This is a genomic window from Novosphingobium sp. Fuku2-ISO-50, from assembly GCF_001519055.1.
GTDB lineage: Bacteria > Pseudomonadota > Alphaproteobacteria > Sphingomonadales > Sphingomonadaceae > Novosphingobium.
This window is the reverse complement of sequence record NZ_KQ954296.1, coordinates 57,446-69,469: the sequence shown is the minus strand read 5'-3', so window position 1 is coordinate 69,469 and position 12,024 is coordinate 57,446. Positions and strand designations below refer to the sequence as shown.

Here is a 12,024-nt window from a genome sequence, read left to right as displayed (position 1 = left end):
GGACTTGCGCCAAATCCTGATTACCGGCTGGCAGCGCGGCGCAGTTTGGCCGCCACGGCATCGATCGCCGCGATCAGCTCGGGCAAGCTCTCAAGCCCCGGGGCCTCCCCCTTGCCGTCGCTACCGACCGCTGCGAGCATGTCCCCCGGCACGCACGTCAGGTCTTGCGCGACGATGCGCCCTTGCGGCGACAGGCGGATGCGCACGACACGTTCGTCGGCGCAATCGCGGCGACGTTCGACCAGTCCGGCCGCTTCCAGCCGCTTGAGCATCGGGGTCAGCGTGTTGGATTCAAGAAACAGCAATTCGCCCAGTTCGCCGACCGAACGATCATCGCCTTCGCGCAGTGCAACCATCACGAGGTATTGCGGATAGGTCAGCCCCCAGCGGTCGAGCACGCTTTTGTAAAGCCGGTTGAACGCGAGACCGGCGGCATAGATCGAAAAGCACAGAAACGGGGCGAACGGCTGTTCGCGGCTGGCGGGGGAGGGGGCGGGAGCAGTCATACCCGCTATATAAATCGCACGCGATATAATCGCAAGGGATTGACTGCGTGTGCGACTCGATGCATATAAGTCGTACACGATCAAATCGATCACGATGTAAATCGCTTCCGCCCCCCGAACCCTGCCCCCCCAAGGAGAATGCCCATGTCGATCACCCCCGTTTACACCACGTCCGCCCGCGCCACCGGCGGCCGCGACGGCTATGCCGCCACGCTCGACGGTTCGTTCAAGGTGACTTTGGCCTTGCCGAAGGAAATGGGCGGCAACGGCGCCGGCAACAATCCGGAGCAACTGTTCGCGGCCGGCTATGCCGCTTGCTTCATCGGCGCGCTCAAAGCCGCTGCGGCGCAGGACAAGGCGCTGCCGCGCGTACCCTCGGATGTCGCGGTCACCGCGACGGTGGGTATCGGCCCGCGTGCGGAAGGCGGTTTTGGTCTGAGCGTTGGCCTGTCGGTCAGCCTGCCGGGCGTCGATCCCGATGGCGCGCAAGCGCTGGTCGCCTCCGCGCATCAGATCTGCCCGTACAGCAACGCGACGCGCGGCAATATCGACGTGGCGCTTTCGGTCGCCTGATCCGGCGACGACGGCAGAAAGGGGGGCGGCGCACCGGCGTCGCCCCCCTTTGCGTGTCCGCTTTGCGCGCCTAAGGTCGGGGCGAACGTGGGGAAAGGATTGCTGGTGCCGTCACGAGGGATACGCCTGTTGGGTCAGTTGCCGATGCAGGTCCTGATCGCGATCGGCGCAGGCGTTCTGATCGGAGCCTTTGCCCCGCACGCGGGCGAAGCGTTGAAGCCGCTGGGCGACTTGTTCGTCAAACTGGTGCGCATGGTGATCGCGCCGGTCATTTTCGTATCGATCGTCACCGGAATCGCGGGGATGCGCGATCTGGGCGCGCTGGGCCGGGTGGCGGCGCGTGCGCTCGGCTATTTTGCCGTGATGTCGGGATTTGCGCTCGTGCTCGGGCTGGTGGTGGCCAATTGGGTCCGCCCCGGCGACGGGTTCATGATCGCACCCGGCGCGCTCGATAGCGGCAAAGTCGCCGATTATGTCGCCAAGGCGCATGATTCGACGCTGGGCGGCTTTTTCATGGGCCTGATCCCCGACACGCTGCTGTCGTCGCAGATCGAGGGCAATATTCTTCAGGTGCTGGTGGTTGCGGTGCTGTTCGGAGTGGCGCTGGCGACGGTGCCGGTGGCAGGGGTCGGCGAACGCCTGCTTGGCCTGTTCGAGGATCTGGGCGCGGTGCTGTTCCGGCTGGTCGCGATCCTGATGCGCGCGGCCCCGGTCGGCGCGTTCGGGGCAATGGCCTTTACCGTGGGCAAGTTCGGCATTGCGGCGCTGGCGCATCTCGCGCTGCTGGTGCTGACATTTTATGCGACCTCGCTGATCTTCGTGCTCGGCGTGCTGGGTGTGGTGTCGTGGCTCGCCGGGTTTTCGGTGTTGCGACTGGTGCGCTATCTGACGCAGGAACTGTTGCTGGTGTTTGGCACATCGTCGTCGGAAAGCGCGCTGCCGGGCCTGATGCAGAAGCTGGAGGCGGCGGGCGTGCCGCGCGGCATCGTCGGCGTGGTCGTGCCCACCGGCTACAGCTTCAATCTCGACGGCACCAATATCTACATGACGCTGGCTGCGCTGTTCATCGCGCAGGCCTGCAAGGTCGAATTGAGCCTGGGTCAGCAGATCCTGCTGCTGGGCGTCGCCATGCTGTCGTCCAAAGGCGCCGCCGGGGTGACCGGGGCGGGGTTCATTACGCTGGCCGCGACACTGGCCATCGTGCCTTCGGTGCCGATCGCGGGGATGACGCTGATCCTCGGCGTTGACCGCTTCATGTCCGAATGCCGCAGCCTGACCAATTTCATGGGCAATGCCGTGGCGACACTGGTCATCGCCCGCTGGGAAGGCACGCTCGATCGCGCGAAATTGGCCGAGGCGCTCGGCGGCTAACGCCTTGCCGCGCGCGGATCGGGAAAGCCCGGCCCGGGGCGCACGGCAACCGAGCGCGCGTCGAGTGCCTCGCCGCAATGCGAACAGGTGGTGACCGGGCGAAAATCATGGTCGCAGGTCTTGTGCCGATAGAGCAGCGGCGCGCCGCGGTCATCGGCCAGATGGCGGTTGCCCCAGTCGGCAAGGCCCAGCATGATCGGATGGAGGTCGATCCCCGCCGGGGTCAGGCGGTATTCAAACCGTTCGGGCCGCGTCTGATAGGCATGGCGTTCGAGCACGCCCGCGTCGGTCAATGCTTTCAGCCGGTCGGCCAGCAGCGCGCGCGAAAGCCCCAGTCTGTGCTGAAAGTCGTCGAACCGCTGCACGCCGAGAAAACAGTCGCGCAAGATCATCAGCGTCCAGCGGTCGCCGACTACCGCCAGCGTGCGCGCCACCGAGCAGGGCTGTGCATCGAGATCATCCCATTTCATCGCGCGATCGAGGCTCCTGTTGACACAGTTCAATTTTGAAACTCAATATGGGTATCGAAACTGTACTCACGAATCGGCAGGAGAGCAACATGGACGGCGCAACGCGCAAGGACGTCTGTCTCGTGATCGGCGCGGGCGAAGGCGTCGGGCAGGCGATCGCCCATCGTTTCGCCGCTGACGGGCATCCGGTGTGCGTCACCCGGCGCGCGCGCAATCTGGCGCAGCTGGACGATCTGGCCGAGGCCATCCGCGCCAAGGGAGGGGAGGCCTATGGCTTTGGCGTCGACGCGCGTTCCGAAGCGGAAACCGTTGCGCTGTTCGACCATATCGAGCGCGAAATCGGACCGCTTGGCGTGGTCGTGTTCAACATCGGCGCCAATGTGCAGTTCGGCATTCGCGACACCACCGCGCGGGTCTTCACCAAAGTCTGGGAAATGGCCTGTCTTGCCGGGTTTCTCGCCGGGCGTGAGGCGGCGCGGGTCATGGTGCCGCGCGGGCGCGGTACGATCCTGTTTACCGGCGCGACTGCCAGCTTGCGCGGGCGCGAGGGCTTTGCCGCCTTTGCCGCCGCCAAGCACGGCCTTCGCGCGCTGGCCCAGTCGATGGCGCGCGAATTGGGGCCGCAAGGCATTCATGTCGCGCATGTGATCTGCGACGGGTCGATCGACGGGGCATTCATCCGCTCGCGCGTGGGCGATACCAGCACCCTTTTGCACGACGATGCGATTCTGAAACCCGAAGACATCGCGCAGAACTATCTCTGGCTGCACAGCCAACCGCGCTCGGCCTGGAGCCACGAGATCGACTTGCGCCCCTGGCGCGAACAATGGTGAAGCCCATGACACGACCTCTCATCGAGTTCCTTTTCGACTTCGGCAGCCCCAATGCCTATCTCGTGTGGAAAGTCCTGCCGGATCTGGCGCGACGCCATGACGCCGATTTGCGGGTCGTCCCGTGCCTGCTTGGCGGCCTGTTCAAGCTGACCGGGAATCAGGGGCCGATGCTGGCCTTTGCCGGGGTCAAGGGCAAGCTTGCCTATGATCGCCTCGAAATGCAGCGCTTTATTGCCAGACACGGGCTGACGCGGTTTGCCATGAACCCGCATTTTCCGGTCAACACGTTGCTGATGATGCGCGGGCTGGTCGTTGCGCGCCACATGGGGGTGGAGGCGGCCTATATCGAGGCGGGCCTTGCCGCGATGTGGGAAGACGGGCGCAAGATGGATGATCCGGCGGTCTTTGTTGCCACGCTCGATGCGGCGGGGCTGAACGGCGCGGCAATTCTGGCTGCAACGCAAGACCCGGACGTGAAGGCCGAGCTTGCCGCGCAGACCGAAACCGCCGCCGCGCGCGGTGCCTTTGGCATCCCGACCCTGTTCGTCGACGGCGAAATCTATTTCGGCAAGGAACGGCTTTCCCAGATCGAGGAACAGCTTGCCGGTTAACCGATGGTCCGGTCGATCGGATGCCCCATCATGACCCGCCGTTTCCGGTGGCCTTGATCACCGCGATATATTGGCGGGCCAGGGTGCTTTCGCTGTCGATCAGGTCGCGGCTGGCGGCGATCTGTGCCCGGCGCGCGTCGATCGCGTCGATCCGGGTGCCGATCCCGCCTGCGACCCGCGCGGCAATGAGGTCGTATCCAGCCTGCGCCGCCGTGCGCCGGGCGCGCAGCGTTGCGGCCTGTTGATCGGTTGCGGCATAGAGGTTGAGCGCGTCGTTGATTTCGGCCCAGGCTTTCAGCACGGTCTGTTCATAGGCCACGGCGGATTCCTTTTGCTCCAGTTCGCGCAAATGGACCACGGCCTTGCGCCGGGCGCCGTCGAACAGCGGCAGATCGATCGTCGGGCCAAACGACAGGTCGTGGCTGGCCCAGTCGAACAAGTGGCTCTGTTGATAGGATTGCAGGTCGAGGCTCGCGCCGAGCCGGATCGAAGGATAAAGATCGGCCTTGGCCACACCGATCTGCGCGGTCGCGGCGTGCAGCCGGTCCAGCGCGGCGCGCACGTCGGGGCGGCCCAGCGCGACCGCCGACGGCAGGCCGAGCGTCAGGTCGGGCAGGGTGAGCGCCCGGTCGGTCGTGCTCCCCTGCAAGACATCGCCCAAAGTACCGGGTCTTTGCCCGAGCAGCAGCGCGATCCGGCTTTCCGCGCCGGCCTGTTGCGCCAGCAGCGCGGGCAATTGCGCCTCTGCCGCGCCAAGATCGGCACGCTGGCGCTCGACCAGGCTGGCATCGCCGAGGCCGCCGTCCTTGCGTGCGGCGATCAGCGCCAGTCGGTCGCGCGCGGCGGCGATGTCCTCGCGCAAGAGGCGGATGCGGCGATCGGCGGCGCGATAGTCGCTATAGCTCAGCGCAACATCGCAGGCGACGCTCAGCCGGGCCGCATCGAGCAGCGCGGCCTGTTCGGCGATCTGCGCGTCGGCCGCTTCGAGCGAGCGGCGCACTTTGCCCCACAAGTCGATTTCCCAGCTTGCGTCAAATCCGCCCTGATAGAGCGTATAGGGCTCGCCCAGAATCTTGGCGAGCGCATCGCGGTTGTTGCCGGCGACCGCGTCGAGCAGGCGGGTCGAAGGGCCGTATTGGCTGACCTGCTGGCGCTCGATTTCGGCGCTGGCATTGACTTGCGGCAATCCTTGCGCGGCGCTCTGCCGCCGCGCGACGCGGCTTTGCGCAAAATGCAGCGCGGCGGTCTGCAGATCGGGGCTGGCTGCCATGGCCCGGCGTTCGAGTTCGTCGAGCACCGGATCGCCAAAGGCATGCCACCATGGCGCGTCTTGTGTGGCCCGGTCTTGCGCGATGGGGCCCGGCGCGGTGTGCAGGCTGGCATCGCCGCTGCGCCACGAGGTCCAGTCGGCAGGCGCGCTCGTCGCAGGCGCATGAAACGGCGGCCCGACGGTGCATCCGGCAAGCAAACTCGCCATGATCGCAATGCCGAAACGGGTGTGGGGCAGGGGCATGAGGTTGATCCCGTTCATGTCAGGAAAGCCGATTGCGGAACAGCCAGGCGGCCAGCGGCAAAGTGATCATCGAGACAACCCCGAGCGGCACGAAATCAAACGCGATGTCGGACAGCCCGGCGCCTTCGAGATAGATCCGCCGCACCATGTCGACGCCAAAGCGCAAGGGATTTGCATACGTAATCACCTGAAGCCAATCGGGCATGTTGCGCACCGGGGTCAGCAGACCCGACAGCAGCATCATCGGCATGATCAGCAGGAACGTATAGAGCATCGCCTGTTGCATGGTCAGCGCAAAGGCCGAAATCGACAGCCCTATGCCGACCGCCGCCGCGGTAAACCCGACCAGCCCCACATAGAGCAGCATGATCGACCCCTGCATCGGGATCTGAAACCACAGCCGGATGATCGCAAGGATGATCGTCGACTGGATGATCCCGATCAGCATCGCGGGCAGCGATTTGCCGATCATGATCTGGATCGGCGTCAGCGGCGTGACCAGCAATTGGTCAAACGTGCCCTGTTCGCGTTCGCGCGCGACCGACAGCGCCGCGACGAGCAATGTCTGCATCAGGCTCAGCCCCGCGATCAGCGCGGGCATCAGCGTCCAGCGCGACTGAAGATTGGGATTGTGCCAGGCGCGCCGAACGATGCTGACGGGGGCACTGGCGCCCTGGGTGAGGTTATAGGCAGCGGTGATCGCGCTGATCTGGCCGAGCGCCGTGCCTGCGGTGGAGGAATTGCGCCCGTCGAGGATGACTTGCACCGGCGCGGTTTCGCCGCGTGCCAGCAGGGAATCGAAATCGGACGGGATCGTGATGACCAGCAGCGCATCGTTCGAATCGATTGCCCCTGCGACTTGCTCGCTCGACCGCAAAGTCATGGCGCGGCGAAAGACCCCGGTGCCGTCGATCCGCGCCACCAGTTCGGTCGCCGCCTTGCCGCCGCTTTGATCGAGCAGCGCATAAGGGACATGGGTCAGGTCGAATGTCGCGCCATAGCCGAACAGCAGAGACTGGATCAGCGCCGGGGCAAACAGGATCAGCCGATTGGCCGGGTCCTTGACCATCGCCAGCAGTTCCTTGACGCACAGCGACCAGACTTGCGCGGCAAGAGCGATGAACGCACCCATCTCAGTCGAGCCTCTTGCGCAAGGTGCGATGGGTCAAAAGCCCAAGCACGAGGATATAGAGCGACAACACCGCGCAGGCCTTGACCACCGCAGACCATACCGTTCCGGCCAGAAACAGCGTCTTGATCACCGCCATGAAATGCGTCGCGGGCAAAAGGTGGCTGATCACCTGCACCACCAACGGCGCGTTGCGCAGATCGAAGATAAAGCCCGACAGCATCGTGGCCGGCATGAAACTGGCGAGCAGCGCTACCTGGCTGGCGGCGAACTGGTTGCGCGTCACGCCGGAAATCCACAGGCCCTGCAACAGCGAAACCGCGAGATAGAGCAGGGATGTCAGCACGATCAGCGCCAGAGACCCGCGGATCGGCACATGAAAGATGAACCGCGCCGAAAGCAGGCACACGGCAATGTCGATCGCCCCGATCAGCAAATAGGGCACGATTTTGGCAATGATGATTTCCGTCGGCCGTACCGGCGTGACGAACAGCGCTTCAAGCGTGCCGCGCTCCCATTCGCGCGCGATCAGCAGCGAAGTCAGAAACGCGCCGATCAGCGTCATGATCAGCACGAGCAGGCCGGGCACGAGATACCAGGTGCTTTCATTGGCATCGTTGAACCACATGCGCGGCACCACGGTTACTGCGCCAACGGAACCGCCAGGTCCCGTGCGATCGGAATCGTGCAGGCTGGTCTCGGCAATCGCGCTGTCGAGATAGCCCTCGATGATCACTGCGGAAGCCGTGTCGGTGCCGTTGATGATCACTTGCACTTGCGCATCGCCCATGGCGCGGCGGCGTGCGAAATCGGAGGGCAGATGCACGATCGCATCGACCCGGTGCGCGCGCATCAGCGCGATGGCGTCGGCCATGTCGGCGACAAAGACCGGCGCGAGATAGGGCGATCCGGAAATCCCGGCCACGGCATCGCGCGCGACCGGGGCGGGATCGTCGATCACCACCGCGACCGGCGCATCGCGCACGTCGAACGACAGGCCATAGCCGAACAGCAGGATCAGCACGACCGGCAGCATCAGCCCGACCAGCAACGTGCTGCGATCACGCAGCATCTGGCGCGTTTCCTTGCGCAGCAGCGCGCGCAGCCGGGTGAAAAAACCGCTCATGCCGCCGCGCTTTCACCGTTGGCGCGCGACTGTTCGACAATCGCGATGAAAGCGCGGTTCATGTCCATCGTGTGATCGCCGCCTGCCGCCTCGCGCACCGCCTGCGGTGTGCCGAGCGCAAGCACGCGCCCGGCATCCTGAATGGCGATGCGGTCGCAATATTCGGCTTCTTCCATGAAATGGGTGGTAACGATGATGGTCACGCCTTCGGCGGCGAGTTCGGTGATCGTGCGCCAGAATGCGCGGCGGGCGAGCGGGTCGATCCCGCTGGTCGGTTCGTCGAGAAACAGGATGTCGGGCTGGTGCAAGAGCCCGGCGGCCATCGCCAGCCGCTGTTTGTAGCCGGTCGGCAAAATGCCGCTGGTCATCGCCGGATCGAGCCCGAACCGCTTGATCACCGCGGCGATCCGCGCGTCGGCCGCTGCTCCGCGCAGGCCATAGGCCCCGGCAAAGAAGCGCAGGTTTTCGCGCACTGTCAGATTGCCGTAGAGCGCGAATTTCTGCGCAACATAGCCGATCCGCGCACGCGCTTTCGATCGCGCATGGCGCAAGTTGACCCCGGCGACCTGCAATGTCCCGCTGGTCGCCGGCAAGAGCCCGCAGAGCATGCGGAACGTGGTCGTCTTGCCCGCGCCGTTGGGGCCGAGCAGGCCAAAGATCTCGCCGCGCCGGACATCGAACGAGGTATTGGCCACGGCAGTAAAATCGCCGAACCGGCGCACCAGATCGCGCACGACGATCACCGGCTCCGCATCGCGTACAAGTGGCGGTGCAGGCGAAGCCGCAGGCGCGACATCCGCCCCCGGCTGCGCATGGAGCAGCAGCATGAAGGCGTCTTCCAGCCCGGCCTCGCGCGGGGTGATCGCGGCATCGGGCACCAGCGCGGCCATCGCGGCCTCGCTGCATTCCGGGCGGCGGATCAGCGAGACCGACCCGCCGCGCGGTACGGCATCGACAATCCGCGAGGGCGCATCGATCAGGCGCGCCTGCACCGCGCGCGCGGGCACGCCGGGCGGGGGCGTCGCCTCATACGTCAGCCCCTGGGCCAGGGCGCGCAGATCATCCGGCGTGCCCTGGGCGAGCAGACGGCCATGGTGCAGCACGTAAAGCGCATCGCAGCGGGCGGCCTCGTCCATATAGGCCGTGCTGACCAGCACGCTCAGCCGGTCGCGTTCGATCAACTGTTCGAGGATCGCCCACAACTCGCGCCGCGACAAGGGATCGACCCCGACGCTCGGTTCATCGAGCAACAGCAAGTCGGGCGATCGCACCAGCGTACAGGCCAGCCCGAGCTTTTGCTTCATCCCCCCCGATAATTTGCCCGCAGGCCTTGCGACAAAGCGCGCCATGTCGGTCATCGCCAGCATGCGCCCGATGCGTTCGCGCCGTTCGTCATCGGGCACGCCGTGCAGATCGGCATAGAGATCGAGGTTTTCCTGCACGCTCAGGTCGTCGTAAAGGCCAAAGCGCTGCGGCATATAGCTGATGCGGTTCTGCACGGCCTGGGGATCGCGGTGGACATCGTGGCCGAGCACGCGGAGCGATCCGCCATCGGGTTGCAAAAGCCCGGCGATCATGCGGATCAGCGTGGTCTTGCCCGCGCCGTCGGGCCCGACCAGCGCGGTCAGCACGCCGGGCCGCACGGTCAGTGAAATATCGTCGATCGCGGCAAACGGCGTGCCGTCGGGCGCGGCAAACACTTTGCGCAAGCCCTCGATTGCAACGACGGGCGGGGCCTCGTTCACTTCTGCGGGGCCGTGTCCAGCCGTACCGTAACCGGTTGACCCAGCCGCAGCCGATCGGCGGGATCGTCGACCAGCACGCGCACTTCATAGACAAGATTGGTGCGAAGCTCTTCGGTTTCGACCGATTTCGGCGTGAATTCGGCGACCGAGGAAATATAGCCGACATGGCCCGCAATGGCTTGCCCCGGTCTGCTGTCGCTGGATACCCTCGCGCCGAGCCCCATGCGCACCCGGCCCAGATCCGGCTCGCCGACATAGACCCGCACCCATTTGGGATGGACCAGCGCGAGCGCGAAGACCGGGCGCTGGGCCGAGGCCATGTCGCCCGGTTCGAGCAGGCGCGAACGCACCACCGCGTCGGCGGGCGCACGCAAAGTGCCAAGCTCGACGGCATGGCGCAATTGCGCGAGCTGCGCCTTGGCGGCGCGCATTTGCGCATCGGCATTGGCAATGTCTTCGGCGCGCGGGCCGATCCGGGCCAGCCGCAGCGCCGCATCGAGTTCCCTGACTTTCGCTGCCGCCGTTGCCGCCTGCCGCGTCGCATGGTCGAGGTCTTCGGCGCTGATCGCCTGGCCCGCCGTATGCGCGGCGATGCCTTTCAGCCGTGCGACATCGTCGGCGGCGCGCGCGGCGTCGGCTTTCGCCTGATCGAGCCGGGCGGCGGCTTGCGTGATGTCCTCTGGCCGCGATCCGTTGCGCAGTTTGAGCAGCGTCTGGCTCTGCGCGGCCAATTGCGCCTCGGCCTGGTCGGCCTGCAACTGAAAGGTGGTCGTGTCGAGCCGCGCGAGCACGGCGCCCGCCTTGACCCGGTCGCCTTCTTCGGCCCAAAGCGTGGCGATTCGTCCCGGTTCCTCGAACGCCAGAGAGACCTGGCGAATGTCGACATTGCCGTGAAGCACGAGTGTATCACCATCGCGCGCGCCGCATCCGGTCAGCGCGAGCGCGACAAAGCCGAGTATGGTCAGGGCAGGCATGGTCAGGGCAGATCTGGTCATCGCGCGGCTCTTGCTCCTGATGCTCTGTCGCCTGTTAGGCGAGAGACGTCGTTCATAGTTTGATTTGGCCCAACCTGCCAAATCTTTAGAGCGGAAAAGGGCGTTGCGCAGGCGAGGATAAGGCCATAGCCATTCGTCATGCAGATCACTTCGCCGCTTCGCCTGTCCCGCAAGGATCGTATGCCGACGGGCGGTCTGCCGTGGTCGTCACCCCCGCCCGAATTGCGCTGAAACCGGGCTGAACCGGGCTGATGTCCCGACCGGCTCGCTCGTGCGCTTCATGCGGGACCATTTCATGAAACATCGCATTTCTTCGGGGACATTCGTCCTGACCGGCCTGTTCGTGCTGTTGTGGAGCAGCGGCGCGATCGTGTCGGAGATCGCGCTGGCGCAAGGATCGCCGTTTGCGCTGTTGCTGGTGCGCTACACGTTTGCGCTCGTCGTGCTGATCGGGATCGCCTTGTCGCGGGGGCGCTTGCTGCCGACGCGTGAAAGCCGGGCGCGCGTGATCGCGACCGGGTTTGCCATCGCCGGGGTCTATACCAGTTGTTACTTGCTGGCGATGGAGCATGGCTTGCGACCGGGCATGCTGGCAACGCTGCTCGGCGTGCAGCCGTTGCTGACGCTGGCGATTACCGAGCGCCGGTTTCGCCCGGCGCGCATCGGCGGGCTGCTGTTTGCGCTGGCAGGCGTCGCGATGATCGTGTGGGACGGGATCGCGGGGCAGAAATTCGGGGCGTCAGGGCTGATTTTTGCGCTGCTCGCGCTCTTGGGCATTACCGCCGGATCGATCCTGCAAAAGCGCGAGACCCAAGGGCCCTCGCAAGTGCTGCCGCTGCAATATGCCACCGGCCTGCTGGTCATTCTGGCGATCACCCCGTTCGAACCGTTTCACATGGCCTGGACCCCGACCTTTATCGTGTCGGGGCTGTGGCTGGGGCTGGGAATTTCGGTCGGGGCGACTTTTGCGCTCTATCGCCTGATTGCGCGGGGCAATCTCGTCAATGTGACCAGCACGATGTATCTGGTGCCCGGCGTGACAGCCTTGCTCGACTGGATCATATTGGGCCATCCGATGGCGCCGCTCGGCCTTGCCGGGCTCGGCGCGATCGTTGCCGGGCTGGTCTTGACGTTCAAATAGGGGGGACAGAG

The 12,024-nt window shown here is 65.3% G+C and carries 12 protein-coding genes; 5 read left to right on the top strand and 7 right to left on the bottom strand.

Annotated elements, in window-relative coordinates; genetic code table 11:
• Nucleotides 1-20: 20 nt before the first annotated feature.
• Nucleotides 21-506 carry a MarR family winged helix-turn-helix transcriptional regulator gene (locus AQZ50_RS14850; RefSeq protein WP_067747355.1) on the bottom strand — a complete coding sequence of 162 codons (486 nt, stop codon included), beginning with the start codon at nucleotides 504-506 and terminating at the stop codon, nucleotides 21-23.
• A 144-nt stretch (nucleotides 507-650) separates the two neighbouring features.
• On the opposite strand from AQZ50_RS14850, the gene AQZ50_RS14845 reads away from it, so the two are divergent.
• Nucleotides 651-1,079, top strand: a complete 429-nt coding sequence (locus AQZ50_RS14845) for an organic hydroperoxide resistance protein (RefSeq protein WP_067747354.1) — start codon at nucleotides 651-653, stop codon at nucleotides 1,077-1,079.
• Nucleotides 1,080-1,223: 144 nt separating this feature from the next.
• Nucleotides 1,224-2,450, top strand: coding sequence for a C4-dicarboxylate transporter DctA (gene dctA, locus AQZ50_RS14840; protein WP_156427388.1), 1,227 nt, complete (start codon nucleotides 1,224-1,226; stop codon nucleotides 2,448-2,450).
• Here dctA and AQZ50_RS14835 read toward each other — a convergent pair.
• Complete coding sequence (locus AQZ50_RS14835) at nucleotides 2,447-2,953, bottom strand: winged helix-turn-helix transcriptional regulator (protein ID WP_231730319.1); 507 nt, start codon at nucleotides 2,951-2,953, stop codon at nucleotides 2,447-2,449. The genes dctA and AQZ50_RS14835 overlap by 4 nt on opposite strands.
• A gap of 56 nt (nucleotides 2,954-3,009) precedes the next feature.
• Between AQZ50_RS14835 and AQZ50_RS14830 the strand changes: the two genes are divergently transcribed.
• A complete protein-coding gene (locus tag AQZ50_RS14830) occupies nucleotides 3,010-3,753 on the top strand; it encodes an SDR family NAD(P)-dependent oxidoreductase (protein WP_067747349.1) in 744 nt (247 codons plus the stop codon).
• A gap of 5 nt (nucleotides 3,754-3,758) precedes the next feature.
• The gene (locus AQZ50_RS14825; RefSeq protein WP_231730318.1) at nucleotides 3,759-4,364 is read left to right on the top strand and encodes a 2-hydroxychromene-2-carboxylate isomerase; all 606 of its coding nucleotides are present in this window, start codon (nucleotides 3,759-3,761) and stop codon (nucleotides 4,362-4,364) included.
• Between the two features lie 28 nt (nucleotides 4,365-4,392).
• Here AQZ50_RS14825 and AQZ50_RS14820 read toward each other — a convergent pair whose 3' ends face one another.
• The 5 genes from AQZ50_RS14820 to AQZ50_RS14800 are packed head-to-tail and all read right to left on the bottom strand — an operon-like array spanning nucleotide 4,393 to nucleotide 10,872.
• Entirely contained in the window at nucleotides 4,393-5,877 is a 1,485-nt protein-coding gene (locus AQZ50_RS14820) for an efflux transporter outer membrane subunit (RefSeq protein ID WP_231730317.1), read from the bottom strand.
• Between the two features lie 19 nt (nucleotides 5,878-5,896).
• Complete coding sequence (locus tag AQZ50_RS14815; protein ID WP_067747344.1) at nucleotides 5,897-7,009, bottom strand: ABC transporter permease; 1,113 nt, start codon at nucleotides 7,007-7,009, stop codon at nucleotides 5,897-5,899.
• Between the two features lies 1 nt (nucleotide 7,010).
• Nucleotides 7,011-8,132 (bottom strand): ABC transporter permease, encoded by a 1,122-nt coding sequence (locus AQZ50_RS14810; RefSeq protein ID WP_067747342.1) that lies wholly within the window; start codon nucleotides 8,130-8,132, stop codon nucleotides 7,011-7,013.
• Nucleotides 8,129-9,877 carry an ATP-binding cassette domain-containing protein gene (locus AQZ50_RS14805; RefSeq protein ID WP_067747340.1) on the bottom strand — a complete coding sequence of 583 codons (1,749 nt, stop codon included), beginning with the start codon at nucleotides 9,875-9,877 and terminating at the stop codon, nucleotides 8,129-8,131. The genes AQZ50_RS14810 and AQZ50_RS14805 overlap by 4 nt, the downstream gene beginning before the upstream one ends.
• The gene (locus AQZ50_RS14800; RefSeq protein ID WP_197412507.1) at nucleotides 9,874-10,872 is read right to left on the bottom strand and encodes an HlyD family secretion protein; all 999 of its coding nucleotides are present in this window, start codon (nucleotides 10,870-10,872) and stop codon (nucleotides 9,874-9,876) included. Before AQZ50_RS14800 ends, AQZ50_RS14805 begins: the two co-directional genes overlap by 4 nt.
• 295 nt (nucleotides 10,873-11,167) lie before the next feature.
• On the opposite strand from AQZ50_RS14800, the gene AQZ50_RS14795 reads away from it, so the two are divergent.
• A complete protein-coding gene (locus AQZ50_RS14795; protein ID WP_067747336.1) occupies nucleotides 11,168-12,013 on the top strand; it encodes a DMT family transporter in 846 nt (281 codons plus the stop codon).
• The last annotated feature ends 11 nt before the right edge of the window (nucleotides 12,014-12,024 follow it).

Coding starts and splice junctions, on each gene's coding strand:
- AQZ50_RS14800 (WP_197412507.1), bottom strand. CDS start 10,872: ATGACCAGATCTGCCCTGACCATGCCTGCCCTGACCATACTCGGCTTT.
- AQZ50_RS14810 (WP_067747342.1), bottom strand. CDS start 8,132: ATGAGCGGTTTTTTCACCCGGCTGCGCGCGCTGCTGCGCAAGGAAACG.
- AQZ50_RS14845 (WP_067747354.1), top strand. CDS start 651: ATGTCGATCACCCCCGTTTACACCACGTCCGCCCGCGCCACCGGCGGC.
- AQZ50_RS14850 (WP_067747355.1), bottom strand. CDS start 506: ATGACTGCTCCCGCCCCCTCCCCCGCCAGCCGCGAACAGCCGTTCGCC.
- AQZ50_RS14815 (WP_067747344.1), bottom strand. CDS start 7,009: ATGGGTGCGTTCATCGCTCTTGCCGCGCAAGTCTGGTCGCTGTGCGTC.
- AQZ50_RS14830 (WP_067747349.1), top strand. CDS start 3,010: ATGGACGGCGCAACGCGCAAGGACGTCTGTCTCGTGATCGGCGCGGGC.
- AQZ50_RS14795 (WP_067747336.1), top strand. CDS start 11,168: ATGAAACATCGCATTTCTTCGGGGACATTCGTCCTGACCGGCCTGTTC.
- AQZ50_RS14825 (WP_231730318.1), top strand. CDS start 3,759: ATGACACGACCTCTCATCGAGTTCCTTTTCGACTTCGGCAGCCCCAAT.
- AQZ50_RS14820 (WP_231730317.1), bottom strand. CDS start 5,877: ATGCCCCTGCCCCACACCCGTTTCGGCATTGCGATCATGGCGAGTTTG.
- dctA (WP_156427388.1), top strand. CDS start 1,224: ATGCAGGTCCTGATCGCGATCGGCGCAGGCGTTCTGATCGGAGCCTTT.